This window comes from Microbacterium kunmingense (genome assembly GCF_023155745.1).
GTDB classification, from domain to species: Bacteria; Actinomycetota; Actinomycetes; order Actinomycetales; family Microbacteriaceae; genus Microbacterium; species Microbacterium kunmingense.
The window spans coordinates 244,424-268,119 of record NZ_JAKNUS010000002.1; the positions used below are offsets into that span (position 1 = coordinate 244,424).

Annotated in this window: 28 protein-coding genes; 14 read left to right on the top strand and 14 right to left on the bottom strand. The window is 70.3% G+C overall.

The genetic code is table 11. The annotated features are described in order from the left end of the window. Positions 1–28: 28 nt before the first annotated feature. On the bottom strand, positions 29–2,071 hold the full coding sequence (locus MA875_RS03850) for an ABC transporter ATP-binding protein (RefSeq protein WP_248240663.1): 2,043 nt from the start codon (positions 2,069–2,071) through the stop codon (positions 29–31). Between the two features lie 57 nt (positions 2,072–2,128). Here MA875_RS03850 and MA875_RS03855 point away from each other — a divergent pair, with 57 nt between their 5' ends. The 3 genes from MA875_RS03855 to MA875_RS03865 all read left to right on the top strand — a co-directional run bounded on the left by MA875_RS03855 (position 2,129) and on the right by MA875_RS03865 (position 4,645). Continuing rightward, entirely contained in the window at positions 2,129–2,335 is a 207-nt protein-coding gene (locus tag MA875_RS03855; protein ID WP_248240390.1) for a hypothetical protein, read from the top strand. Positions 2,336–2,486: 151 nt separating this feature from the next. Continuing rightward, positions 2,487–4,007 (top strand): DHA2 family efflux MFS transporter permease subunit, encoded by a 1,521-nt coding sequence (locus MA875_RS03860; RefSeq protein ID WP_372492506.1) that lies wholly within the window; start codon positions 2,487–2,489, stop codon positions 4,005–4,007. A gap of 89 nt (positions 4,008–4,096) precedes the next feature. Further along, positions 4,097–4,645 (top strand): type 1 glutamine amidotransferase domain-containing protein, encoded by a 549-nt coding sequence (locus MA875_RS03865; RefSeq protein WP_248240392.1) that lies wholly within the window; start codon positions 4,097–4,099, stop codon positions 4,643–4,645. Positions 4,646–4,656: 11 nt separating this feature from the next. Here the strand turns inward: MA875_RS03865 and MA875_RS03870 are convergent, their stop codons facing one another. The 3 genes from MA875_RS03870 to MA875_RS03880 all read right to left on the bottom strand — a co-directional run bounded on the left by MA875_RS03870 (position 4,657) and on the right by MA875_RS03880 (position 6,432). Then, entirely contained in the window at positions 4,657–4,797 is a 141-nt protein-coding gene (locus tag MA875_RS03870) for a hypothetical protein (RefSeq protein ID WP_248240394.1), read from the bottom strand. A gap of 42 nt (positions 4,798–4,839) precedes the next feature. Next, complete coding sequence (locus tag MA875_RS03875) at positions 4,840–5,688, bottom strand: DNA-formamidopyrimidine glycosylase family protein (protein WP_248240396.1); 849 nt, start codon at positions 5,686–5,688, stop codon at positions 4,840–4,842. Positions 5,689–6,102: 414 nt separating this feature from the next. Continuing rightward, positions 6,103–6,432 (bottom strand): hypothetical protein, encoded by a 330-nt coding sequence (locus tag MA875_RS03880; RefSeq protein ID WP_248240399.1) that lies wholly within the window; start codon positions 6,430–6,432, stop codon positions 6,103–6,105. Between the two features lie 106 nt (positions 6,433–6,538). Between MA875_RS03880 and MA875_RS03885 the strand changes: the two genes are divergently transcribed. Further along, entirely contained in the window at positions 6,539–6,931 is a 393-nt protein-coding gene (locus MA875_RS03885) for a PPOX class F420-dependent oxidoreductase (RefSeq protein ID WP_248240400.1), read from the top strand. Positions 6,932–6,946: 15 nt separating this feature from the next. Here MA875_RS03885 and MA875_RS03890 read toward each other — a convergent pair whose 3' ends face one another. From MA875_RS03890 to MA875_RS03900, 3 genes are all read right to left on the bottom strand, one after another. Then, a complete protein-coding gene (locus tag MA875_RS03890) occupies positions 6,947–7,510 on the bottom strand; it encodes an alpha/beta fold hydrolase (RefSeq protein WP_248240401.1) in 564 nt (187 codons plus the stop codon). Between the two features lie 101 nt (positions 7,511–7,611). Continuing rightward, the gene (gene ychF, locus MA875_RS03895; RefSeq protein WP_248240402.1) at positions 7,612–8,685 is read right to left on the bottom strand and encodes a redox-regulated ATPase YchF; all 1,074 of its coding nucleotides are present in this window, start codon (positions 8,683–8,685) and stop codon (positions 7,612–7,614) included. 42 nt (positions 8,686–8,727) lie between these two features. After that, positions 8,728–9,477: a class I SAM-dependent methyltransferase gene (locus tag MA875_RS03900; protein ID WP_248240403.1), complete on the bottom strand. Its 750-nt coding sequence runs from the start codon at positions 9,475–9,477 to the stop codon at positions 8,728–8,730. An 82-nt stretch (positions 9,478–9,559) separates the two neighbouring features. Here MA875_RS03900 and MA875_RS03905 point away from each other — a divergent pair, with 82 nt between their 5' ends. Then, positions 9,560–10,177: an exonuclease domain-containing protein gene (locus tag MA875_RS03905; RefSeq protein WP_248240404.1), complete on the top strand. Its 618-nt coding sequence runs from the start codon at positions 9,560–9,562 to the stop codon at positions 10,175–10,177. A gap of 57 nt (positions 10,178–10,234) precedes the next feature. Continuing rightward, complete coding sequence (locus MA875_RS03910; RefSeq protein WP_248240405.1) at positions 10,235–11,500, top strand: DNA recombination protein RmuC; 1,266 nt, start codon at positions 10,235–10,237, stop codon at positions 11,498–11,500. 21 nt (positions 11,501–11,521) lie between these two features. Here the strand turns inward: MA875_RS03910 and MA875_RS03915 are convergent, their stop codons facing one another. Next, complete coding sequence (locus MA875_RS03915) at positions 11,522–11,725, bottom strand: UDP-N-acetylmuramyl pentapeptide phosphotransferase (RefSeq protein ID WP_248240407.1); 204 nt, start codon at positions 11,723–11,725, stop codon at positions 11,522–11,524. Between the two features lie 147 nt (positions 11,726–11,872). After that, the gene (glpX, locus tag MA875_RS03920; protein ID WP_248240409.1) at positions 11,873–12,862 is read right to left on the bottom strand and encodes a class II fructose-bisphosphatase; all 990 of its coding nucleotides are present in this window, start codon (positions 12,860–12,862) and stop codon (positions 11,873–11,875) included. Between the two features lie 239 nt (positions 12,863–13,101). Here glpX and fbaA point away from each other — a divergent pair, with 239 nt between their 5' ends. Then, positions 13,102–14,133, top strand: a complete 1,032-nt coding sequence (fbaA, locus tag MA875_RS03925; RefSeq protein ID WP_248240411.1) for a class II fructose-bisphosphate aldolase — start codon at positions 13,102–13,104, stop codon at positions 14,131–14,133. Between the two features lie 23 nt (positions 14,134–14,156). Here the strand turns inward: fbaA and MA875_RS03930 are convergent, their stop codons facing one another. The 5 genes from MA875_RS03930 to MA875_RS03945 are packed head-to-tail and all read right to left on the bottom strand — an operon-like array spanning position 14,157 to position 16,972. Then, entirely contained in the window at positions 14,157–14,705 is a 549-nt protein-coding gene (locus MA875_RS03930) for an MOSC domain-containing protein (RefSeq protein WP_248240412.1), read from the bottom strand. A 9-nt stretch (positions 14,706–14,714) separates the two neighbouring features. After that, positions 14,715–15,161, bottom strand: coding sequence for a formylglycine-generating enzyme family protein (locus tag MA875_RS03935; protein WP_308221497.1), 447 nt, complete (start codon positions 15,159–15,161; stop codon positions 14,715–14,717). After that, on the bottom strand, positions 15,097–15,363 hold the full coding sequence (locus tag MA875_RS17725; RefSeq protein ID WP_308221498.1) for a hypothetical protein: 267 nt from the start codon (positions 15,361–15,363) through the stop codon (positions 15,097–15,099). The genes MA875_RS03935 and MA875_RS17725 overlap by 65 nt, the downstream gene beginning before the upstream one ends. After that, positions 15,360–15,914 carry a DUF6264 family protein gene (locus tag MA875_RS03940; RefSeq protein ID WP_248240413.1) on the bottom strand — a complete coding sequence of 185 codons (555 nt, stop codon included), beginning with the start codon at positions 15,912–15,914 and terminating at the stop codon, positions 15,360–15,362. The genes MA875_RS17725 and MA875_RS03940 overlap by 4 nt, the downstream gene beginning before the upstream one ends. Continuing rightward, positions 15,911–16,972: a 4-hydroxy-3-methylbut-2-enyl diphosphate reductase gene (locus MA875_RS03945; protein WP_248240414.1), complete on the bottom strand. Its 1,062-nt coding sequence runs from the start codon at positions 16,970–16,972 to the stop codon at positions 15,911–15,913. Before MA875_RS03945 ends, MA875_RS03940 begins: the two co-directional genes overlap by 4 nt. Before the next feature lie 59 nt (positions 16,973–17,031). Between MA875_RS03945 and xseA the strand changes: the two genes are divergently transcribed. The 7 genes from xseA to MA875_RS03980 all read left to right on the top strand — a co-directional run bounded on the left by xseA (position 17,032) and on the right by MA875_RS03980 (position 23,541). Continuing rightward, a complete protein-coding gene (xseA, locus tag MA875_RS03950) occupies positions 17,032–18,354 on the top strand; it encodes an exodeoxyribonuclease VII large subunit (RefSeq protein WP_248240415.1) in 1,323 nt (440 codons plus the stop codon). After that, complete coding sequence (locus MA875_RS03955; RefSeq protein WP_372492508.1) at positions 18,351–18,590, top strand: exodeoxyribonuclease VII small subunit; 240 nt, start codon at positions 18,351–18,353, stop codon at positions 18,588–18,590. The genes xseA and MA875_RS03955 overlap by 4 nt, the downstream gene beginning before the upstream one ends. Further along, on the top strand, positions 18,590–19,234 hold the full coding sequence (locus MA875_RS03960; RefSeq protein WP_248240419.1) for a DUF4245 family protein: 645 nt from the start codon (positions 18,590–18,592) through the stop codon (positions 19,232–19,234). Before MA875_RS03955 ends, MA875_RS03960 begins: the two co-directional genes overlap by 1 nt. Positions 19,235–19,266: 32 nt before the next feature. Continuing rightward, positions 19,267–19,884 (top strand): carbonic anhydrase, encoded by a 618-nt coding sequence (locus MA875_RS03965; RefSeq protein WP_248240665.1) that lies wholly within the window; start codon positions 19,267–19,269, stop codon positions 19,882–19,884. A gap of 71 nt (positions 19,885–19,955) precedes the next feature. Beyond that, positions 19,956–21,350, top strand: coding sequence for a class II fumarate hydratase (locus tag MA875_RS03970; RefSeq protein ID WP_248240421.1), 1,395 nt, complete (start codon positions 19,956–19,958; stop codon positions 21,348–21,350). Positions 21,351–21,415: 65 nt separating this feature from the next. Next, a complete protein-coding gene (locus tag MA875_RS03975) occupies positions 21,416–22,888 on the top strand; it encodes a sensor histidine kinase (RefSeq protein ID WP_248240422.1) in 1,473 nt (490 codons plus the stop codon). After that, positions 22,885–23,541: a response regulator transcription factor gene (locus tag MA875_RS03980; RefSeq protein ID WP_248240423.1), complete on the top strand. Its 657-nt coding sequence runs from the start codon at positions 22,885–22,887 to the stop codon at positions 23,539–23,541. Before MA875_RS03975 ends, MA875_RS03980 begins: the two co-directional genes overlap by 4 nt. Positions 23,542–23,696: the final 155 nt, after the last annotated feature.

Sequence of the window (23,696 nt, forward strand, 5' to 3'; positions counted from 1 at the left end):
GGGCATCACCGCGCGCAGGGATCGGCGGTCAGGGCAGCGGACGGTCGGGAAGGACGACGACGGGTTCGGTGAGGAGTCGCGCCACCTCCTGGCGATCTCGCCGGAGCTCCGCCTCGACCTGTGCGTCCGCCGCATCGTCGGGTGCGCGGTCCGCCCGCCGGTCGGGAAGATCGGCCGGCTCATCGGCCGCCTCCGCCTCCAGCACCCGCGTCGTCGCGAGCTGCTGGGCGGCGAGCTCGGCGTAGAGCCCGCCCGCCGCCACGAGATCGCTGTGCGTGCCGGACTCGACGATCCGCCCGGCCTCGATCACGTGGATGACGTCGGCGGCGATCACCGTCGACAGCCGGTGGGCGATCGAGAGGGTGGTGCGGCCCCGGGCCGCCGCGTCCAGCGCCTCCTGCACGACGCGCTCGGATACGGTGTCCAGCGCCGAGGTCGCCTCATCGAGGAGCAGGACGGGCGGATCCTTCAGCAACACGCGGGCGATGGCGATGCGCTGCTTCTCCCCGCCCGAGAGCCGATAGCCGCGCTCGCCCACGACGGTGTCGTACCCCCTCTCGAATCCGGCGATGACGTGGTGGATGTTGGCCGCCCGGCACGCGGCCTCGAGCTCTTCGTCGGTCGCGTCGGGTTTGGCGTAGCGGAGGTTCTGCCGGATCGTGGCGTGGAAGAGGTAGGTCTCCTGCGAGACGATGCCGATCCGATCGATGATCGACTCCTGGGTGAGGTGACGCACGTTCTCGCCGGCGAACAGCACCGCACCCTCGCTCGCCTCGTACAGGCGCGGGGTCAGGTAGAGCACCGTCGTCTTCCCGGCTCCCGACGGGCCGACGAAGGCGACGTGCTGCCCGGGCTCGGCCGTGAAGGAGACGCGTGCCAGGGTCGGGCGCCTCCCCGGTGCCGCGTCGGGGTAGCGGAACACGACGTCGCGGAACTCGATCCGACCGAGCGGACCCGGCGCCTCGGCGACGTCGATCGCGTCGGGGGTGTCGCTGATGGCGGGCGTGAGGTCGAGGTACTCGAAGATGCGGGCGAACAGGGCGGCGGAGGTCTGCAGATCCAGGGCCACGCGCATGAGACCCATGAGCGGCATGAGGAGGCGCGCCTGCACCGTGGTGAACGCCACGATCGTCCCCGCGGTGATGGCATCGGCGCCGCCGGTGACGAGGAGCCCGGCCACGAGGTAGATGAGCGCCGGGACGCTCGACATGAGCACCTGGACGACGGCGAAGAAGCCCTGCCCGCTCATCGCCCGGCGCACCTGCAGCCGCACCTGGTTGACGTTCTCGTCCGCGTAACGCGCCGACTCGGTGCGTTGGCGGTTGAACGACTTCGACAGCAGGATCCCCGACACGCTCAGCGTCTCCTGCGTGATGGAGGTCAGCTCCGAGAGGGACTCCTGCGTCTCTCCGGCGATCCTGGCGCGGACCTGACCCACGCGACGCTGCACGATCACGAGGAAGGGCATCATCACGACCGCGATGATCGTGAGGCGCCAGTCGATGATGATCATCGCGACGAGGGACGCGATGACCGTGACGACGTTCCCGAGGATGCTGGTGACGGTGTTCGTGAGCACCCCGGACACCCCGCCGACGTCGTTCTGGAGCCGGGATTGGATCACGCCCGTCTTCGTCCGGGTGAAGAAGGCGAGCTCCATGGCCTGGAGGTGGTCGAACAGGCGCACGCGCAGATCGCCGGTCACGCGGTTGCCCACCGTCGAGGTCAGCCACGTCTGGGCGACCCCGAGGACCGCGGAGAGGAGGAACAGCCCGATCATGATCGCGACGAGCCGGGCGAGGAGAGGGATGTCGGGCGACCCGCCGCCGACGGGGAACAGGGCGTCGTCGAAGATGCGCTGCACGAGCAGCGGCGGGATCACCGCGACGCCGGCTCCGACGATGACGAGGATGCCGGTGAGCGTGATGCGCCCGAGGTAGGGCCGGAAGAGGGCGACGACCCGGCGGCCCAGGTTCGGGATCTTCGGCGCCTCGGCGTTCAGCCGGCGCTGCGCCTCGATGTCGACCGGCCGGAAGCCGCCCGGGGGACCCCCGCCGCCACCTCCGCGCATGCTCACCTTCGCCAGCCTACTGACGCCCACCGACACCGGCTCGGTAGGGTGGGAGGCATGAGCGAGACCACGCCGGAACAGCCCGCCCGCGACGGGGAGGACCTCGCCGAGATCCGCGCCGAGATCGACGAGCTGAAGGCCGTGCCCGAGGAGGAGCTCGTCTCCCCCACCCCCGCCGGACTCCTGGCCGCCGAGCCGGAACCCGAGCCCACCGACCCGATCGGTTCGGCCGACGAAGACGTGGAGCCGACCGCAGCCTCCTGAGAGCCGCGCGCGGAGGATCACCTCCGACGAATTCCGCTCCGACGGGAATGCCCTGTCGGAGGTGCGGGTTAGCTTCAGACAGTCCTCGCGGATGCCGTGCTCACGCGCCCTCCGTTCCCTTCGCCTTCTTCCGCTCGTCCTGAGGAGCCCTGTGGCAGCCACCGACACCGTTCCCACCGCCGGCCCCGTCCGCGATGCCGCCGCGCCCCCCGCGACGCTCAGCCCGATCGAGAGCCGCATCATCTGGCTCCTGCTGGCTGCCGCCTTCGTGGCGATCCTCAACGAGACGACCATGGGGATCGCCATCCCGCGTCTCATCGTCGACCTCGGCATCACCGCCGTCGCCGCGCAGTGGCTGACGACCGCGTTCATGCTCACCATGGCCGTGGTGATCCCCATCACCGGCTTCCTCCTGCGCCGATTCACCACCCGGCAGATGTTCATCGCCGCGATGAGCCTGTTCTCCCTCGGCACCCTCATCGCGTTCCTCTCTCCGGGGTTCCCCATGCTGCTGGTGGCACGGGTGGTGCAGGCGTCGGGGACGGCGATCATGATGCCGCTCCTGATGACGACGATCATGAACGTCGTCCCGCCGCAGTCGCGCGGACGCATGATGGGCCGCGTCAGCATCGTCATCTCCCTCGCCCCCGCGATCGGTCCCTCGCTGTCGGGATTCCTCATCGACACCGTCGGCTGGCGCTGGAACTTCGGGGTCGTGCTGCCGATCGCGTTGGTCGCCCTGGCCGTCGGCGCGATCTGGATCCGCAACCTCGGCGAGACCACGCGCGCGCCGATCGACGTGATCTCGGTGATTCTGTCCGCCTTCGGATTCGGGGGCCTGGTCTACGGCCTCAGCCAGATCGGCGGTGCCGCCGAGGCCCACGGCGGCACCGCCGCCGAGGCCGCGACGGCGTCCACGACGGCGACCGTCTCGCTCATCGTCGCCTTCTCGGTCGGCGTGCTCGCGCTGGTGCTGTTCGCGTGGCGTCAGGTGCGTCTGCAGCGCAGCGACGACGCCCTGCTCGACCTGCGGGTGTTCACGTTCCGCAACTTCAGCCTCGCGACCGGCCACATGACGCTGCTGTCTGCGGCGTTCTTCGGCATCATCACCGTGCTGCCGCTGTACGCCCAGAACGTGGTGGGTCTCGACCCCTTCATGTCCGGCCTCATCGTCCTGCCCGGCGCGCTCGCGATGGGCCTCGCCGGACCGATCGTCGGGCGCATCTACGACCGGTACGGCACGCGGGTGCTGCTCGTCCCCGGCACGGTCATCGCCGTCGGCATGCTCTGGGCCTTCACCACCTTCACCGCCACGACCCCCGTGTGGGCGATCGCCGTCGGACAGACCGCACTGTCGATCGGCCTCGCGCTGTCGTTCACCCCGCTCTTCACCGCGTCGCTCGCCTCCCTCGACCGGAAGTACTACTCCTACGGCTCCGCGGTCGTCGGGACGGTGCAGCAGGTCGCCGGCGCAGCGGGCATCGCCCTGTTCATCACGGTCATGTCGAGCGTGCATTCCGCCGCCGAAGCGGCAGGCGCGCCCGACGCGGGTGCCCAGGGCGCGCACGCGGCGTTCCTCCTGGCTGCCATCGTGTCGATCCCGCTGCTGTTCAGCGCCTTCCTCGTGCGCAAGCCCGCGGACGAGGGGCTGCCGATCCCGGCCGCACACTGAGGCGTAGCGGCCCGGAGCCGACGGGGCAACCCCGGGCACGCGGACGAGCGGCCGGCCTAGCGTGGGTGCACCCCACGAAAGGATGAATCATGGCCGATCTCACGGGCAAGACCGTCGCCTTCCTCCTCACGGACGGCTACGAGGACAGCGAGCTGACCAGCCCCTGGCAGGCGGTGACCGGCGCCGGCGCACGGGCGGACCTGGTCTCCCCCGCATCCGGCAGCGTCACGGGCAAGAAGGGTCATGAGCAGGCGGTCGACATCGCGGTCAGCGGCGCCGACGCATCGTCCTACGACGCGCTCGTCCTCCCCGGGGGCGTCGTGAACGCGGATCACCTGAGAATGGATGAGGCGGCGGTGGCATTCGCCCGCGAGTTCTTCGCCCAGCACAAGCCCGTCGGCGTCATCTGCCACGGCGCCTGGATCCTCATCGAGGCGGGTGCCGTGGATGGTCGCACGCTCACCAGCTACCCGAGCCTGAAGACCGACCTGAAGAACGCCGGAGCCCGGTGGGTGGACGAGGAGGTCGTCATCGACCAGGGCCTGGTGTCGAGCCGGACGCCCGATGACCTCCCCGCGTTCAACGCCAAGGTCGTCGAAGAGATCGCGGAGGGGACGCACTCCGGTCAGACGCTCTGACCGCGAGGGCTTCAGACGCCGCAGGCGCTCCCGCCGCAGCACGAGCCCGCGGCACTGGGCGCGCCGAGCAGGTTCTCACCCGGAACGAGCTGCTTCACGTCCTCGTCGATCTCGGCGGCGGGGTTCTCGGTGGCGGAGTTCTGCGTGGTCATCCTTCCATGCTAATCCGATCCCCGCGGGCCGGGCGTCCCCGCTCAGTCAGCGGGACCCTGGCACGTCGGACAGTACTGCGCCGATCCCTTGGACCCCGGTACGTCCGCCACGACTCCGCCGCACACTGGGCAGGCCTCCCCGGTCCGGCCGTGCACCCGCATCGCCGCGGCCTTGGCCTGCTTGAGCTTCGGAAGCGGGATGCTGCGACGCGCGGGCACAGCGTCGGCGAGCTCGTCGCGCACCGCCTGGAACAGCGCTTCGCGTTCGGCGTCGTCCAGGGCGGCCGCGTGCGTGGTCGGCGCGATCTTCGCGCGGTGCAGGATCTCGTCGGAGTAGGCGTTGCCGATGCCCGAGATGCTCTCCTGCTCCTGCAGCAGTGCCTTCAGCTGCTTGCGCCGGCCCAGGGTGATCCGGTCGAAGTCGGCCCGGGTGTAGGTGGGAGACATCGGGTCGGGTCCGAGCTTCTTCACCGCCGGAACATCCTGCGGGTGATCCACGAGCGACAGGGCGACGGAGAGCCACTCCCCGGCATCGGTGAACTCCAGCGCGGTGTCGTCGTCGAGCTCGAGCGTGGCGATCACGGCGGCGGGCGGAGGGGGCGGGTCCGACGCATCCCCGGTGTGTTCCCCGTCGGCGTCGTCCTCCACCCGGTGGCGCACCCACCCGGCGCGTCCGAGGGTGACGACGAGGTCGCCGCGGTCGGTGTCGATGTCGAGGTGCTTGCCGAAGCGCGTCACCCCGGTGATCGTGGCCCCGATCAGGTCCTCCACCGGCCTGTCGCGCGTCTTCCACGCGCGGAACTCGCCCACGTCCGCACCGACGATCCGACGGTGGGTCACCGTCTCGTCGAGGACGTCTGCGAGAACCTGGACTTCGGGCGATTCGGGCATGCGGTCATCCTTTCATCGACGGCCGACCTGAGGCATCCGCATGCCTACAATCGCCGCATGGCGACCGCGACGATCTGGTGCCGCAGCAGACGCGCCGGCGCCGTCTGCACCCGTCCGGCCGGCCATGCGGGGCTGCACAACCGCGTCGGCACCGGGAGGATGTGGTCCACCGCGCAGGCCGACGGGCCTCGGTGCGCAGGGAGCGGCATGCCGGGAGGCGCCGCACCTCCCCTCTCCGACGGATTCCCTCACGGTCGGGCGGTGTGCCCGGTCTGCTGGGACTTCGTCGACCTCGAAGACGGCACGCTGGCACGCCACGACGCCTTCACGGGCCCGTCCGACGAGCAGGACGCCGTGGCGCGCGGCATGGTTCAACGCGCACGGCTGGACCGACAAGACGTCCACCGCGTCGGACTAGAACTCATCTCCCCAGTTCAGTCCCTCGCGCGGATCCGAGGCGACGCGCATCACCGGCCGCTGCTCGCTCGTCAGCGACTTCAGCTGAGCGACGACCGCGGGCGCGGAGAGCTCTGAACCCGTCAGCGGGGCGTCCTTGACCACGATCTGGCTCGCCGGGCCGACCAGGAAGGTCGCGTTGATCGTCGAGCCGTCCGGCTCGCGGACCGGGATCTCCACGATATGGGCGGCGTGTGCGGCGCCGAGCGATTCGCTGTAGTCGAGGAGGGCCGCGGCGACATCGTCCCCCGTCAGGAACTCACTCCCGGCGTAGACGATGATCTTCATGCCTCATGTCTACCCCGCCACCCCCGCGGGGAGGTGCCCCCTTGCCAACCCGGCCGGGGCGAGGTACACGGGTCGTCCTCCCCGAGGGAATGGGTAGCGTGTGGTGATGACCTCTCCGCAGCTGCTCGCCCTCGGCTCCGAAGCGTTCGTCTCCCTGACGACCTTCCGGCGCACCGGAATCGGGGTGTCCACCCCGGTATGGATCGCGCGGGACGGCGATGCGCTGGTGGTCACCACGCCGGCGCACTCGGGGAAGGTCAAGCGGCTGCGCAAGAACGCGTCCGTGACCCTGTGCCCGAGCGGGCGGATGGGCAACGTCGACCCTCACGCACCGCTGGTGACGGCGACGGCGTCGATCGAGGCCGACCCCGCGGAGGTGCAGCGCTGCTCGGAGGTGCTTCACGCCAAGTACGGGGCCGAGTACACCATGATCATGGGCATCGAGAGCCGCTTCGCGGGCGGCCGACAGGATCGGGTGATCCTGCGGATCACGGATTGACCAGACCCTTCCCGGTCAGTCCCAGTCGAGGTACTCCTCGATGAACAGCGCCGTCTCGATCGGATGCGACATCGGGAAGAGGTGGTCGCCCGCAACGGTGCGAACCGTCGCCCGATCGGGAGCCGACGCCTGCAGTCGCTCCCCGTTCACCGCCGGGGTCACCGCGTCTTCCGCTCCCTGGATGATCAGGACGGGGATGCCCGGCGCCAGCGGCGCGCCGGCGTCCTCCGCGCCGAGGAGGAGCAATCCGTCCACCCGCGCGGTGTGCTCGGCCGCCACGGCCCGCGCGACGGTGCCCCCGGGGCCATGACCGCCCACCCAGGTGTCCTCGAGGCCGACGTGCTCGAGGACGGCGATGACGTCGGCCACCCGCTCGTCGACGGAGGCGTCCGCGCCGCCGGGCTCGTCGATGCGGATGATGCGGAAGCCCGCTTCCTCCGCGAGATAGTGAGTGATGGCGCCCAGGGCGTCGCCCTCGAGGCTGTGCTCGGGGATGAGGACGAGCGACACCGGGCCCTCGCCCTCGTCGATGAACGGGATGACACGGGCGTCTCGGGTGACGGTCTGCAGGGCGGGCAACGTGATCCTCTCGACGACGGGACGGGGCGTCCGGTGCCGGAGAACGCCCCGACGAGCCTACCCGGTGGCGCCTCAGAGCTCCGGAAGATCGGCGCCGGCGATCAGTTGTTGAAGCGGAACTCCACCACGTCGCCGTCCTGCATGACGTAGTCCTTGCCCTCCAGGCGCGCCTTGCCCTTCGCACGCGCTTCGGCGACGGAGCCGAGGGCGACGAGGTCGTCGAAGGAGATGACCTCGGCCTTGATGAAGCCCTTCTCGAAGTCGGTGTGGATCACCCCGGCGGCCTGCGGCGCCTTCCAGCCCTTGCCGATCGTCCAGGCCCGCGCCTCCTTGGGGCCTGCGGTGAGGTAGGTCTGAAGGCCCAGCGTGTCGAAGCCGATGCGCGCGAGCTGGTCGAGTCCGGACTCGGTCTGCCCCGTGGAAGCCAGGAGTTCCGCCGCATCCTCAGGATCGAGGTCGATCAGCTCCGATTCGATCTTGGCGTCGAGGAACACCGCCTGTGCCGGAGCGACGAGAGCCGCCAGCTCGGCCTTGCGCGCGTCGTCGGTGAGGACGGCCTCGTCGACGTTGAAGACGAAGATGAAGGGCTTGGCCGTCAGAAGGCCCAGCTCCTTGATCGGGGACAGGTCCCGTCCCGACGCCGAGAGCAGGACGCCCTTGTGCAGCGCCTCCTGGGCGGCGAGGGCGGTCTCGAGCACGGCGGGGTCGAGCTTCTTGCCCTTGACCTCCTTCTCGTACCGGGTGATCGCCTTCTCCAGCGTCTGGAGGTCGGCGAGCTGCAGCTCGGCGTTGATCGTCTCCATGTCGCCCGCGGGATTGACCGCCCCGTCGACGTGGACGACGTCGTCGTCGGCGAAGCCCCGCACCACCTGGGCGATGGCGTCGGCCTCGCGGATGTTCGCCAGGAACTGGTTGCCCAGCCCCTCCCCCTCGCTCGCGCCGCGGACGATGCCGGCGATGTCGACGAACGACACCGCCGCCGGCACGACGCGTTCGCTGTGGAAGACCTCGGCGAGAGCGTTCAGGCGCGGATCGGGAAGGTTCACCACCCCGACGTTGGGTTCGATCGTCGCGAACGGGTAGTTCGCCGCGAGCACCTGGTTCTTGGTGAGGGCGTTGAAGAGCGTCGACTTGCCGACGTTGGGAAGACCGACGATTCCGATGGTGAGAGCCACGGGCATCCAGCCTACCGGGGGTGCGTCCCGTTCCCGTCGTCCTCAGCGCCGCGCGACGGCGCGATAGGCCTCGGTGCGGTAGGGCAGGGTGACGACCCCCCGCTCGGCGCGTTCGTCGAACAGCGTGCCGACCTCATCCAGAATCCGCCGGCGCGTGACGTCGTCGGCGGTGATGACGTAGCTGCGCGAGGCGACCATGTCGAGGAACTCCTCGCGGCCGAGCGGTCGACCCCATTCCCACACCCGGGTCTGGAAGGAATCGAAGGGCGGATGCGGCGGCGGACCGCCGTCGGCGATGAGCTGTTCCGCCACCGACCCGTGCATGATCTCGGTGAGGCGACGCACCCAGGCCACGCCGTCGTCACGGACGTTCCACACCAGACCGAGAACGCCGCCCGCGCGCAGCACCCTGCCCGCTTCCGCGGCGCCCAGGACCGGATCGACCCAGTGCCAGGCCTGGCCGCTGAGGACGGCATCGACAGACGCGTCGGGAAGCGGCATCCGCTCCGCCGTCCCGATGAAGGTGGGCGTCCCCGGCACCCGTCGACGCAGTTCGGCGAGCATGTCGGGGTCGGGATCGATCGCGACGACATCGGCCTCGAGCTCGCGCAGCACCCGGGTGAGCTTGCCCGTGCCGGCGCCGACGTCGACCGTGCGCAGGCGTCGGGAACCGGCTGCGGCGAGTGGTTCGAGAAGCCACGCGACCGCCTCGGCCGGATAGTCGGGTCGACCGCTCTCGTAGCGTGCGGCGTGCCGCCCGAACGACGTGGACATCTCCTCACGGCTGACCATTCCCCGAGCCTACGCCGGGGCGATCCGGGGAACCCCGGCGCGCCTCGGACGCGCCGCCCGACGCGGCGGCGAGGCTGGGGTCGTGGCCCTGGACTTCACCGCGATCGACTTCGAGACGGCGAATTCCAGCAGCGCCTCGGCATGCGCGGTGGGTCTGGCCCGCGTCCGCGACGGCGAGGTCGTCGCCACCGCCGGGTGGCTCATCCGTCCGCCCGTCGGGCACGATCACTTCTTCGACATCAACATGCGCATCCACGGGATCCGTCCCGACGACGTCGTCGATGCCCCGACCTGGTCGCAGCAGCTGGGCGATCTGACCGCGTTCGCCGGGGCCGACGTGCTCGTTGCCCACAACGCCGGCTTCGACATGGCCGTGCTCTCGCGGGCGTGCGAGGCGACCGGCGAGGAATGCCCGCCCTATCGTTACGCGTGCAGTCTGCAGGTGGCGCGCAAGGTGTACCAGCTGCCGTCCTACCGCCTCCCCTTCGTCGCCGCGGAGGCCGGCTTCGCCGAGTTCGCCCACCACAACGCCGTCGCCGACGCCCTCGCCTGCGCGCACGTGATGATCGATGCCGCTCGACGAGTCGCCGCCGATGACATCGACGACCTCGCGACGTGGACCGGCGTCCGGGTTTCTCAGATCGCCGTTCGCGACGCACCCGCTCCACGGCGCTCGGTGGCGTTCGACGCGGTGGCCTGACCGCGCACCCGCGCGCGCCGCAGCACCGATGTCCGACCCCTCGGGCAGGGTGAGGTCATGGACGCCCTTCTCACTCCCCTTCTGGTCACCGTGAGCCTGCTCGCCGGGGTCCTCGCCGGATGGACCCTCGCGGCGATGCGCGCGCAATCCCGCCTGGCCGCGGTGCGTGAGCGCCTGGCCGCCTCCGAGGCTTCCCGGGCAGCGATCGCGGCCCAGCTCGCCGAGCAGCTGCGCCTCTCCCGCGAGCAGGTCGCGCAGGCCCGGTCCGAACAGGCGAACCGCGAAGAACGAGAGCGCCGCGAGCAGGCGGTCCTTCGCGCCCTCGCTCCGGTGGCCGAGACACTGCACACCATGCAGCAGCGGGTCGGGGAGATCGAACGGGAGAGACAGGAGCAGTTCGGCAGCCTCGCCGAGCAGCTCCGACGGGCGCAGCAGTCCGACGAGGCGCTGCGGGCGACCACCGAATCGCTCGCCGCGGCGCTGCGCTCGGGAACCACCCGGGGCGTGTGGGGCGAGACCCAGCTCCGCCGGGTCGTCGAGGCGGCGGGTCTCACGCGCCACGTCGACTTCGATCTGCAGACCGCCGTGAGATCGGATGCCGGCGGCGGGCGCCCCGACATGGTGATCCGTCTCCCCGGCGACAAAGCGATCCCGGTCGACGCGAAGGTGCCCCTCGACGCTTACCTCGAGGCGTCCGCGATCGCCGACGGCGCGTCGGGAGAGGAGGCGGTGCGTCGCCGCGCGCTCCGCGACAGGCACGTCAAGGCCGTCCGCGCGCACGTGGACGCCCTCGCGAAGAAGGCCTACTGGGCGGGGCTGTCGTGCAGTCCGGAGTTCGTGATCTGCTTCATGCCGAGCGAGTCGCTTCTGGCTGCGGCGCTCGAGGACGATCCGTCACTGCTGGACTACGCCTTCGGTCGACGCGTCGCGATCGCCTCGCCGGTGAACCTGTGGGCGGTCCTGAAGACCGTCGCCTACACCTGGACGCAGCAGGACGTCTCCGCCGAGGCCCGCGTGCTGTTCGACCTGGGGACACAGCTCTACGACCGCCTCGGCACGCTCGCGGGTCACGCCGATGATCTTCGCCGGGCGCTGGAGCGCACTCTCGACGCGTACAACGGTCTGGTCGGCTCGCTGGAGTCGCGCGTGCTTGTGACGGCGCGGAAATTCCCCGGGATCGATGAGACCAAGATCCACGGCCTGCAGGCACCCGCGACGATCGATTCGGCGCCCCGTCGCCTCACCGCCCCGGAGCTGCTCGACGACACGTCTGCGGTCACCGCCGACATCGGTCTTCTCCGCGAACGGCTGACCTCGGAGTGAGCGGGAGGAAGCCGCGGAACCTCAGGCGCCGCCGGGCACGAAGCTGAGAAGGGTGATGACCGCGACGGAGACGCCGACGAAGGCGCCGATCATCCACCACGGGGAGAGCTGGTGATCTTCGTCCCGACGGACCCGGAACAGCACATCGGGGCGACGGGCGGGGTCGACGGCGTCGGCGATGACCGCCTGAGCTCCCGTCTGCGGACCCACGGACTGTACCGACATGGAGTAACCCCCTGGTGTGGACGAACGACACGTGACTCCGTTGGCACTGCGTTCAATTGTGCCAGAACCGTCCCCAGAAGCCCGTTACGACTGCGTCACGATCGGCGGTTTGCTAGAGTTCGCCGTTCACGCCGCCGTGCCGTCCGTTCACAGCCATTTGCTGGTCAGGTGCTCCGAGGTGATGCGCCGCAGCGTCCCCGACGCGCCGCGCAGGACGACGCTCTCGGTGTACACGTGGTCACCCTCGCGGCGCACACCGTCGACGAGCTGGCCGTCGGTCACTCCGGTCGCCACGAAGATCGTGTTGCTCCCCTTGACCAGATCGTCGGCCTCGTAGACGTGGCCGTCCAGCTGCAGACCGGCATCGATCCCCTTCTGCTTCTCCTCATCGTCGCGGGGCCACAGCACGCCCTGAATGTGTCCGCCCAGGGCCTTGATGGCGCAGGCGGTCACGATGCCCTCCGGGCTCCCGCCGATTCCGACGCACATGTCGGTGCGGGCGTTGTGCCGCGCCGCGTTGATCCCGCCCGCGACATCGCCGTCGCTCATCAGACGGGTGCCGGCCCCGGCTTCGCGGATCTCGGCGATCAGCCCCTCGTGACGCGGCCGGTTCAGCACCGACACCACGACCTCGTCCACAGGCTTCCCCAGCGCCTTGGCGAGGCGCCGGATGTTCTCCCCGATCGGGAGGCGGATGTCGACCACGCCGACTCCGGCGGGACCGGTCACGAGCTTGTCCATATAGAACACTGCCGAGGCGTCGAGCATCGATCCGCGGTCGGAGACGGCGATCACCGACAGCGCGTTGTTGCGTCCTGCAGCCGTCAGCGACGTGCCGTCGATCGGGTCGACGGCGATGTCGCACTGGGGACCGCGGCCGTTTCCGACCCGCTCGCCGTTGAACAGCATCGGCGCGTCATCCTTCTCCCCCTCCCCGATCACGATCGTGCCGTCGAAGTTCACCGTGGTGAGGAAAGCACGCATCGCGTCGACGGCTGCGCCGTCGGCGGCCTCCTTCATGCCCCGCCCGATGAAGGGAACGGCGCGGATGGCGGCTGCTTCGGTGGCTCTCACCAACTCCAGCGCGAGGTTGCGGTCAGGATGCAGGGGGCTCATGTCGCCCGTGATGCTCACCATGGCGCCAGCCTAGCCAGCACGGCCCGTGCGGGAGGGCCTTCCCTTCGGACCGCACTCGAAGGAACACCGATTCTTTCCGCAGTGCAAAGTCACCGTCGACACCGGTCGCCGGGGTCGACGGGCGCGGCGCGGGTGCCTTCGCTAGAGTTTCGATCGACCCGCGTTGCGCGGAGCCCGCACACCGACCCTCCACCGGCCACTCGAGACCCTCCTCTGGCCACTCGACACAAGGAGTCTTCATGCCCGTTGCCACCCCGGACCAGTACGCCGACATGCTCGACCGCGCGAAGGCCGGCGGGTTCGCGTACCCGGCGATCAACGTGTCGAGCTCGCAGACGATCAACGCGGTGCTCCAGGGCCTCACCGAGGCGGGGTCCGACGGGATCCTCCAGGTGACCACCGGCGGCGCCGACTACTTCGCCGGGCACACCGTCAAGGCCCGCGCCGCCGGCGCGCTCGCCTTCGCCCGATTCGCCACCGAGGTCGCCAAGAACTACCCGATCACCGTGGCCCTGCACACCGACCACTGCCCCAAGGAGGCGCTCCCGAACTTCGTGCTGCCGCTCATCGAGGCGTCGGAGGAGGAGGTCAAGGCGGGCCGGAACCCCATCTTCCAGTCGCACATGTGGGACGGCTCGGCCGTTCCCCTCGACGAGAACATCGACATCGCGAAGGACCTGCTGCCCCGCCTGAAGAACATCAGCGCCATCCTCGAGATCGAGGTGGGCGTCGTCGGCGGCGAGGAGGACGGCGTCGCGCACGAGGGATCCAACGAGGCGCTCTACACCACCGTCGGCGACGTGACCAAGGCCGTCGAGGCGCTCGGGCTCGGCGAGAACGGTCGCTACATCTCCGCGCTCACCTTCGGCAACGTCCACGGAGTCTACAAGCCCGGCAACGTCAAGCTCCGCCCCGAACTGCTCGGTGAGATCCAGGAGGGCATCGCCGCCCGCTTCGGCACCGGTCCGAAGCCCCTCGACCTGGTCTTCCACGGCGGCAGCGGGTCCAGCGACGAGGAGATCGCGCTGGCGGTGGCCAACGGCGTGGTGAAGATGAACATCGACACCGACACCCAGTACGCCTTCACCCGCTCGGTCGCGGGCTACATGTTCTCCCACTACGACGGCGTCCTGAAGGTCGACGGCGAGGTCGGCAACAAGAAGCAGTACGACCCGCGCGCCTGGGGCAAGATCGCCGAGTCGGCGATGGCCGCGCGCGTCGTGGAGGCCACGCAGCAGCTGGGTTCGGCCGGCAGGTCGCTCGGGGCCTGAATCGGAGGCCCTGCCGCAGCCGTTCAGACGCCGCGGTAGATCTCACGCACGGTGGGCGCCCCGTCGGGGCTCTCGACGACCACGACGGGGTCCCCCGCGCTGATGGACCCGGTCCTGCGGACACGCAGGTACGCCCCCAGGCGACCCTCGTCGGAGAAGCGCTTGACCCAGCCGCGCGCCTGGCTGCCGCCCACCCAGCGGGCGAAGGTGGCGCACGGCGTGCGCGGCATCGTCACCTCGAGCTCCACCCGGTCGCCGATGCGCCAGACCTCCCCCACCCGGGCGGCATTGACATCGAGTCCTTCCATCCGGAGGTTCTCGCCGAACCACCCCGGCGGAAGCTCGCGATCGAGCTGGCGCGCCCAGAAGTCGGCATCCTCCTGCGCGTACGCGTAGAGGGCCTTGTCCAGTCCGCCGTGGTGCTTCCGATTCGCCTGGACGTCACCGCGCACGCCGTAGCGCCCGACAGGCGTGGCGCCGGTGAGCGGGCGTTTGTCGATCGCGGTCACGCCGTTGCTCCCGGCGTCGGGGCGCAACTGGTGGACGGCGCAGACTGCGCGCAGAAGTGGCATGCCCCCAGCCTACGAACTGCTGCGGGCGAACCGGATCCCGACATCGGCGTGCGTCGATCGCGCCGAGGCTCCCCGGCGCGTGTCTGCTCTCACCGCCCACGCGTCATCGGAGAACCCACCGCCGCGGAAGACGCGGACATCGTCCGACTGCTCCGGGTCCCACACGTCCCAGCACCACTCCCAGACGTTGCCGAGGGTGTCGAACAGCCCGTGGAGATTGGGGAGCTTGGCCCCGACCTCCTGCGGGCTGCGAACCCCGTCGAGCGCCGTCCACGCGACATCCCGAAGCGGCCCGTACTGTGGCGCCGCCGAGCCGGCACGGCAGGCGAACTCCCATTCCGCCTCGGTGGGCAGCCGGAAGCCGTCGGCATCCCGGTGCCAGGTGACCTCCTCACCCTCGAACGTGTAGACCGGATCGAGGCCCTCCCACTCCGATGCCGCGTTGCACAACCGCACGGCACGGAACCAGCTGAGCGCCGTCGCGGGCCGTCTCGGGTGCCCCCCGGCCCTCGCCGATGAGCTCGGCGACGATCTCCTCCGTCACGGGGTACGCCCCGATGGCGAACTCCTCGATGGGGATGACGCCGCGCGCCCTCCCGCGCACGTCGCGGCGCACCAGCTCGCCGGCCGGGATCCGGGCGAGCTCGATGTCGGTCACTGCGACAGCAGCGCCCCCATGAGCGCCGGATCGCTCAGGAGCGGCACCATGAGAAGGACGCCGGAGAGAAGGTTGAAGACGATGCCGCCGACGAGGGGCACCCAGAAGGTGATCTTCCCCCGCTGCAGCATGATCCACGACACCGCGGCGGTGAGAAGGAGACCCACACCCAGCACGAGCGACGCGGCGACTCCCCACGGCCGCCCGTTCATGCTCGGATCGGGCGCGTCGCTGATGCCCATGAACTCGAAGAGCGTCTGAACGTAGCCGGTGTAGTCCACCAGCGCCGGGATCGCCGTCGCCACGGAGAACACCGCGTAGATGAGGAGAGCGATCGTGAGGACGCGATCGAAGAACCGGCGTCGCGCGGCGATGAGCTCGGACGGGGGCTCCGAGGCCGCAGCGGCGGCGGGTGTCTCGGCCGCGGCCGGTGCCGCACCGGTCTCCAGGGCGACGGTGACGTCGGGCTGCTGGATGCGGGCGCGCTGCTCCTCCGGCGTGGCGTACTCGCCGTACTGCGGACGAGGGCGGGGATCGGACCCGTCGGTCACGCGCGACCCCGGCCGCCGAGGGCTCGGGCGTCGCGACGACCCGAGGTGTCGGTGCGCAGCTCCTTGGGGAGGGAGAACATCAGGTCCTCCTCGGCGGTGCGCACCTCTTCCACGTCGCGGTATCCGGCGCCGGAGAGCTCCTCGAGCACCTCCTGCACGAGCACCTCCGGAACCGACGCGCCGCTGGTGACCCCGACCGTCTGCACGCCGTCGAGCCACTCCTGCTTGACCTCGTCGACGTAGTCGACCCGGTAGGCAGCCTTGGCACCGTATTCGAGCGCCACCTCGACGAGACGGACGCTGTTGGAGGAGTTCGCCGAGCCGACGACGATCACGAGGTCGGCGTCCTTCGCGACCTTCTTGATCGCGACCTGGCGGTTCTGGGTGGCGTAGCAGATGTCGTCGGACGGCGGATCCTGGAGCTCGGGGAATCGCGTGCGCAGACGTCGGACGGTCTCCATCGTCTCGTCCACCGAGAGCGTCGTCTGGGACAGCCACACGACCTTGGAGGGATCGCGCACCTCGACGCGGTCGGCTTCGTCGGGCGAATTCACGACGGTCACATGGTCGGGGGCCTCTCCCGCGGTGCCCTCGACCTCCTCGTGACCCTCATGGCCGACGAGCAGGATCTCGAAGTCGTCGCGCGCGAAGCGCACCGCCTCACGGTGGACCTTCGTCACGAGCGGGCAGGTCGCATCGATCGCCTGGAGGCCGCGATCGGCGGCGGCCGACACCACGGCGGGCGACACCCCGTGCGCACTGAAGACGACGTGCGCGCCCGCGGGGACCTCGTCGACCTCTTCGACGAAGATCGCGCCCTTCTGCTCCAACTCGGTCACGACGTGGATGTTGTGCACGATCTGCTTGCGGACGTACACCGGAGCACCGTAGCGCTCGAGAGCCTTCTCCACGGCGATCACCGCCCGGTCGACGCCGGCGCAGTACCCGCGGGGGGCGGCCAGGAGCACCTTCTTCGGTCCGGACACCGGGATATCCTGGAGCCGCCCGCGGCGCCCCGGTATGCGGGGAACGGGAAGGCTCACGCTCGGAGTGCTCATCCCCTTGATTCTACGGGGCAACCCGGCCCCGACGACCCCGATCCACCGATGGAGTCCCCATGACGACCTTCCAGCCCGCCGCGGTCCCGGGCCAGGCGCCACCACCCGACTCCGTCCACCCTCGCGATTCCCGGTCCGAGGCTCCCACCTCGGTCTCCCGACTCAACGACACCATCCGGGGGTTCATCGAACGGTGGGGATCGGTGTGGGTGGAGGGCGAGGTGACGTCGTGGAACGTCCGCGGGGGGAACGTCTTCGGCCGGATGAAGGATCTCGCCACCGACTCGACCGTGGCATTCCGGGTGTGGTCCTCGACGCTGCAGCGACTCCCCCGGGATCTGAAGGTCGGAGATCACGTCATCGCGTGCGTGAAGGCCGACTACTTCGTCCGCACCGGCGACTTCACCTTCGCCGTCTCGGCGATGCGGCACGTGGGCCTGGGCGATCAGCTCGAGAAGCTCGAGCGCCTGCGTCAGAAGCTGCGTGCCGAGGGGCTGTTCGATCCCTCACGCAAGAAGGCTCTGCCGTTCCTCCCCCGCACCATCGGCCTCATCACCGGGGAGAGGTCCGACGCCGAGAAGGATGTGCACCGGAACGCCGAGCTCCGCTGGCCCCAGGTGGTCTTCCGCACGGCGTACGCCGCGGTGCAGGGCGATCGGTGCGTGCCCGAGACGATCGGAGCGCTCAAGGCCCTGGATGCCGATCCCGAGGTGGACGTCATCATCATCGCCCGGGGCGGCGGAGATCCGCAGACGCTGCTCGGCTTCAGCGACGAGCGCCTGCTCCGGGCCGTCGCCGAGGCGAAGACCCCGGTGGTCAGCGCCATCGGTCACGAGAACGACCATCCGCTTCTGGACGATGTCGCCGATGTCCGGGCCTCCACGCCCACCGACGCGGCCAAGAGGGTGGTGCCGGATGTCGCCGAGCAGCGGGCCCTCATCGGCCAGCTGAGATCGCGGTTGACGTCGCGTCTGACCCAGCGCGTCTCGCACGACATCGCCCAGCTGGAGCAGCTCCGCTCCCGCCCCGTGCTGCGCGCACCCGAGCAGATGGTGGACACCCGGACCCAGCAGGTCTGGCTCGCGACCGCCCGCGGCCGTGACATGGTCGATCGGGCCGTCCACGCCGCGGAGCGTACGACGTCCGAACTCCGCGCGTCGCTGCGTGCCCTCTCCCCCGCCTCCACCCTGGCGCGCGGGTACGCCATCGCCCAGGGCGAGGACGGCCATGTCATCCGTGACGCCGGCGCCGCGCCCGCCGGGACGAAACTCGTCATCACCGTGGAGCGGGGCGTCATCGCGGCGCGGTCGGAGGGGATCTCCGACGTCACCGTCGCGGGCGGCCCCGCGCGGGGTGGGCGCGCCGGAGCCGAACTAGAATGACGGGTATGACCGGGGCGAGCGAGGACGTGGCCGACATCGAGGCGATGACGTTCGAACAGGCCCGTGACGAACTCGTCCGGGTGGTCTCCGAGCTCGAACAGGGCACACCGACCCTGGAGCACTCGCTGGCCCTGTGGGAACGGGGTGAAGCCCTCGCCGCGCGCTGTGAGGAGTGGCTGCTCGGCGCCAAGCGACGCCTGGATGCCGCCCGCTCGGCCGCCGGACAGGGGGGCTGATGGCCCGGGATCCGAAGATCGTCGCGGAACTCGGGCGCCCCGAGACCCCGGATGAGGCCGCGGACCGCAAGGCCGCCTCCTCGCGCACCTATCGCGCGAGCCAGAACACCCGGAACCTCATCGCGGCCCTGATCGCGACCCTCGCGGTGGTTCTGGTGATCATCCTGGCTGTTCCCCGCGGCACTCCTCCCGCGCGCGAGCCGATCGACGTCGCAGCCGTGGCGGCCCGCATCTCCGCCAACGAGGATCGCGCCCTCGTCGTTCCCGACGTCCCCGCCGAATGGCAGGTCAATGCCGCCACCGTCGAGGGCGACTCGGTCCGCGCCTGGACGATCGTCTACGTCCCCGCTGAGGATCGCGGGTTCGTACGCGTGGCGCAGGGCTTCGACGCCGACGAGGGCTGGCCCTCGCGCACACTCCGCGGCGCCGAGATCGCCGACACCGTGACCATCGGCGGCATCGAATGGGACCGCTACGAGATCCGCAATCCCAGCGCGGCCGGCAACGTCGCCGCAGCGCTCGGCACCACGTCGGGTGAGGACACCATCCTCATCTACGGCACCACCGATCAGGCAGCCCTGGAGGAGGCGGCGACCGCCGTCGCCGCCGACCTTCCCCTGCCGACCCAGGAGGAGGGTCCGTGAGCCAGACCAGCCCGCAGCAGGCGTGGGACGAGATGAAGCGCGGCAACGCCCGGTTCGTCGGCGGTGAGCCGCGCCACCCCCGACAGGACGCCGAGCGCCGGCACGAGGTCGCCGCGGGTCAGCGCCCGCGCGCGGCGCTGTTCGGCTGCGCCGATTCGCGACTGGCGGCGGAGATCATCTTCGACAAGGGTCTCGGCGATCTCTTCGTCGTTCGGAACGCCGGACAGGTCGTCTCGGACTCCGTCATCGGCAGCCTCGAATACGCCGTCGCGGTGCTCGGCGTGCCGCTGATCATCGTCCTCGCGCACGACGAGTGCGGAGCGGTGCGTGCCGCCATCGACTCGGTCCGTCCTGACGCACCCGCCCTGCCTCCGCACATCTGGCGCCTGATCGCCCCGATCGTCCCCGCCGTGCAGCGCGTCGTGCGCGCGAACCCCGCCTCGGGCGTCATCGACGGCGAGGCCGTGGGCCGTGAGCACCTGCGCGACACCGTCGGCGACATCCTGCAGACCTCGGAACTCATCAGCGAGGCCGTCGCGGAGGGCCGCCTGGCGGTCATCGGCGCGAACTACCGCCTGGCCGAAGGCGTGGCCGTTCCCGAGGTCATCGTCGGCGCCGTCTCCGACGACCTCGCCCCCTCGGCCGCCTGACCGGACGACAGACCCAGACCGATCCCTTCGCCGCGCCCTGCGGCATCCGTCACACCTCGGAGGACAACGACGTGACCGACATCGAATACCGCATCGAACACGACACCATGGGCGAGGTGCGGGTGCCCAAGGACGCCCTCTACGCCGCCCAGACGCAGCGTGCCGTGGAGAACTTCCCGATCTCCGGCGATCCCCTCGATCCGTCGCAGATCGTCGCGCTCGCGCGCATCAAGAAGGCTGCGGCGCTGGCGAACAAGGAGCTCGGCACCCTCGACGGGGAGATCGCCGACGCCATCGCCCGCGCGGCCGACCGCATCATCGCCGGCGAGCACGCCGATCAGTTCCCGATCGACGTCTACCAGACCGGCAGCGGCACCTCCTCGAACATGAACATGAACGAGGTCCTCGCCACCCTCGCCACCCGCGACCTCGGCCGCACGGTCCACCCCAACGACCACGTCAACGCCTCGCAGTCCTCCAACGACGTCTTCCCCACCTCGGTGCACATCGCGGTGACGCAGGAGCTCATCGACGACCTCATCCCCGCGCTGGACCACCTCGCCGTCGCCCTCGAGGACAAGGCGCAGGCCTGGGCCGACGTGGTGAAGTCGGGCCGCACCCACCTCATGGATGCCACCCCGGTGACCCTGGGCCAGGAGTTCGGCGGCTACGCCCGCCAGATGAGGCTCGGAATCGAACGCGTGCAGTCGGTGCTCCCCCGCGTCGCCGAGGTTCCGCTGGGCGGCACGGCGACCGGTACCGGGATCAACACCCCGCTCGGGTTCCCCCAGCGCGTCCTCGAACTCATCGTCGCCGAGACGGATCTGCCGATCACCGAGGCGAAGGATCACTTCGAAGCGCAGGGCGCGCGCGACGGCCTCGTGGAGGCATCCGGTGCCCTTCGCACCATCGCGGTCTCGCTCACGAAGATCAACAACGACATCCGCTGGATGGGGTCGGGCCCGAACACCGGCCTCGCGGAGTTGCACATCCCCGACCTGCAGCCGGGCTCGTCGATCATGCCGGGCAAGGTCAATCCCGTCGTTCCGGAGGCGAACCTCATGGTGTGCGCACGGGTCATCGGCAACGACGCCACCGTCGCCTGGGCGGGCGCCTCGGGAACGTTCGAACTGAACGTGGCGATCCCCGTCATGGGTACTGCGGTGCTGGAGTCGATCCGCCTCCTCGCCAACGCCGTCCGGCTCCTCGCCGACAAGACCGTCCGAGGCCTCGAGGCCAATGTCGCGCGCGCCGCCGCCTACGCCGGTATGTCGCCGTCGATCGTCACGCCGCTGAACAAGCTCATCGGCTACGAGGCGGCGGCGAAGATCGCCAAGCACGCAGTGGCCCAGGGCATCACCGTGCGCGACGCGGTGATCGATCTCGGCTACATCGAGCGCGGCGAGCTCACCGAGGCGCAGCTGGACGAGCGGCTCGACCTGCTGTCGATGACCCGTCCGGGGTGATGCGCGCGCTCCGCACGTGAGCGCGGATCCGCCTCCGCGGTCCGCGGGGGGCGATAATCAACAGCGTGGTCCGTATCCCGCGCCCGCTGTCGGCGAGAACGCGCATCCTCGCCGCCGTCCTCGCGGTGGCCTGCGTCGGACTCACCCTCGTGGGAAGCGTGACGTTCCTCGTCCAGCGCGAGATGGTGCTGAGCGAGATCGATGAGCGTCTGCAGACGCAGGCCGCGAGCCTCCTGTCCGTCGCAGAGTCCGAGGACGATGTCGCGCAGATCGACGACTTCGCCACCGTCGAGGAGTTCCTGCGGGCCGCGATGGACCGGACCGTGCCCTCCCGCAATGAAGCCGCACTCGCCGTTCTGGACGGCACGACGTTGATCGGACCGGGTGTCGCGTCGGGGATCGACATCAGCGGGGACGACGCCCTCATCGCGCGTGTCCTCAGCCGGGTCGATCGCGGGGCCCCCGTCGCGCCGACCACGGCGGTCACCCCCCAGGGAACCCTGCGCTACATCGCCGTTCCGGTGTCCTTGCCGGCCGACCCCTCGCGCGGCGTCGTCGTCCGCGCCGTCGAGCTCGGCGCGGCCCTGCGCCCGGTGGCTTCGGCGCTCGTGACCTACGGGATCACGGCGGTGGCCGTCCTCGGGGCGATCGGCGTGGTCGGCTGGTTCGTGACCGGCCGGCTCCTCTCGCCGATCCGCCGGCTGCGCGAGACCGCCGACGCGATCACCCTCACCGACCTCTCCCCGCGCCTTCCCGCGGAGGGCACCGACGACATCTCCGACCTGAACCGCACCGTCAACTCCATGCTCGACCGTCTCGAGGGGTCGGTGGACGTGCAGCGCCAGCTTCTGGACGACGTCCGACACGAGCTGAAGACGCCGATCACGATCGTCCGCGGGCACCTGGAGATGATGGATCCGAGGGATGTCTCCGACGTCACCTCCACCCGCGAGATCAGCATCGCCGAACTCGACCGCATGACCCGGCTCGTGGAGGACATCGATCTCCTGGCGGCGGTCGAGGGCGACTCGTTCGCGATGGGCGACGTCGACCTCGCCCTCCTCACCGCGCGGATCGGCGAACTGGTCGCGGTGATCCCCGGCCACCGGTGGCGGATCGCGGAGATCGCGGACGGCATGATCATCGGCGACGCCGACCGGCTCCTGCAGGCGTGGCTGCAGCTCGCCGACAACGCCGCGAAATACACGCCCGCCGGGTCGCCGATCGAGCTGGGCAGCACCTGGGATGCCGCGGGGGCGCGCCTGTACGTGCGAGACCACGGCAGCGGCATCCCGCCGGCCTTCCGGCACCGCATCTTCCGGCGCTTCGATCGCGCGGACGGTGCGAGACTGGCGGGAGGATCGGGTCTCGGTCTTGCAATCGTGGACGCGATCGCGAAGGGACACGACGGCTACTGCGCGGTCACCGACACCCCCGGTGGCGGCGCCACCTTCACCATCCACGTCCCCCCGGCCACCGCCGAGCTTCCCGCTCCGGTGCGTGCGGGCGACGTGCTCCAGCGGGAGTCCAGCACATGACGACGATCCTCATCGCCGAAGACGAGTCGCGCATCGCCGCCTTCGTCAGCCGGGGCCTGGAGAACGCCGGGTTCACCACGGTCCTCGTGACCGACGGGGCCGAAGCCCTCACCGTGGCCCTGCGCGACGGCGTGGACCTCGTGCTGCTGGATGTCGGGCTGCCCACGATGGACGGATTCGAGGTGCTGCGAGAACTCCGGGCCCGAGGGTCCGCCGTCCCCGTGATCATGCTGACGGCCCGCACGAGCACCCGCGACACCGTGGAGGGGCTGGAGGCGGGAGCCAACGACTACGTGCGCAAGCCCTTCACCTTCGATGAGCTCCTCGCCCGCGTGCGCTCGCGCCTGCGGGAGAACCCGGTGCCAGCGGGGATGACCCTCCGCCACGGGGATGTGATACTCGACCTGCTGGGCCGGCGCGCGACGGTGGCCGGGGACGAGGTGGAGCTGTCGGCACGCGAGTTCGCCCTGGCCGAGCAGTTCCTGCGCAGCCCCGGACGCGTACTCAGCCGCGAGCAGCTGCTCAGCCGCGTCTGGTCGCTGGATTTCGACCCCGGGTCCAACGTCGTCGACGTCTACGTGAGGTACCTGCGCGCGAAGCTCGGCACCCATCACATCGTGACCGTGCGCGGGGCCGGCTATCGCTGGGAGTGACGAAGGTGAGAGCCCCCGGCGTTGGGGGAACACCGGGGGCTAGATCCGGGTTGGGGGCCCGGTCACCGGCCGCGTGCGATTTGGGGGATACGCGGCCGTATCCCCATGGTGTCAGAACGGTCCCGTTCCGCGGCACTGCCGCAGATGAGACTCTT

Excerpts from the sequence above, each read along its gene's own strand:
- xseA (WP_248240415.1), top strand. The coding sequence starts at position 17,032 with ATGACGACCTTCCAGCCCGCCGCGGTCCCGGGCCAGGCGCCACCACCC.
- fbaA (WP_248240411.1), top strand. The coding sequence starts at position 13,102 with ATGCCCGTTGCCACCCCGGACCAGTACGCCGACATGCTCGACCGCGCG.
- MA875_RS03865 (WP_248240392.1), top strand. The coding sequence starts at position 4,097 with ATGGCCGATCTCACGGGCAAGACCGTCGCCTTCCTCCTCACGGACGGC.
- MA875_RS03930 (WP_248240412.1), bottom strand. The coding sequence starts at position 14,705 with ATGCCACTTCTGCGCGCAGTCTGCGCCGTCCACCAGTTGCGCCCCGAC.
- MA875_RS03850 (WP_248240663.1), bottom strand. The coding sequence starts at position 2,071 with ATGCGCGGAGGTGGCGGCGGGGGTCCCCCGGGCGGCTTCCGGCCGGTC.
- MA875_RS03960 (WP_248240419.1), top strand. The coding sequence starts at position 18,590 with ATGGCCCGGGATCCGAAGATCGTCGCGGAACTCGGGCGCCCCGAGACC.
- glpX (WP_248240409.1), bottom strand. The coding sequence starts at position 12,862 with ATGGTGAGCATCACGGGCGACATGAGCCCCCTGCATCCTGACCGCAAC.
- MA875_RS03855 (WP_248240390.1), top strand. The coding sequence starts at position 2,129 with ATGAGCGAGACCACGCCGGAACAGCCCGCCCGCGACGGGGAGGACCTC.
- MA875_RS03870 (WP_248240394.1), bottom strand. The coding sequence starts at position 4,797 with ATGACCACGCAGAACTCCGCCACCGAGAACCCCGCCGCCGAGATCGAC.
- MA875_RS03980 (WP_248240423.1), top strand. The coding sequence starts at position 22,885 with ATGACGACGATCCTCATCGCCGAAGACGAGTCGCGCATCGCCGCCTTC.
- MA875_RS03965 (WP_248240665.1), top strand. The coding sequence starts at position 19,267 with ATGAAGCGCGGCAACGCCCGGTTCGTCGGCGGTGAGCCGCGCCACCCC.
- MA875_RS03955 (WP_372492508.1), top strand. The coding sequence starts at position 18,351 with ATGACGGGTATGACCGGGGCGAGCGAGGACGTGGCCGACATCGAGGCG.
- MA875_RS03885 (WP_248240400.1), top strand. The coding sequence starts at position 6,539 with ATGACCTCTCCGCAGCTGCTCGCCCTCGGCTCCGAAGCGTTCGTCTCC.
- MA875_RS03910 (WP_248240405.1), top strand. The coding sequence starts at position 10,235 with ATGGACGCCCTTCTCACTCCCCTTCTGGTCACCGTGAGCCTGCTCGCC.
- MA875_RS03900 (WP_248240403.1), bottom strand. The coding sequence starts at position 9,477 with ATGGTCAGCCGTGAGGAGATGTCCACGTCGTTCGGGCGGCACGCCGCA.
- MA875_RS03915 (WP_248240407.1), bottom strand. The coding sequence starts at position 11,725 with ATGTCGGTACAGTCCGTGGGTCCGCAGACGGGAGCTCAGGCGGTCATC.
- MA875_RS03875 (WP_248240396.1), bottom strand. The coding sequence starts at position 5,688 with ATGCCCGAATCGCCCGAAGTCCAGGTTCTCGCAGACGTCCTCGACGAG.
- MA875_RS03880 (WP_248240399.1), bottom strand. The coding sequence starts at position 6,432 with ATGAAGATCATCGTCTACGCCGGGAGTGAGTTCCTGACGGGGGACGAT.
- MA875_RS03945 (WP_248240414.1), bottom strand. The coding sequence starts at position 16,972 with ATGAGCACTCCGAGCGTGAGCCTTCCCGTTCCCCGCATACCGGGGCGC.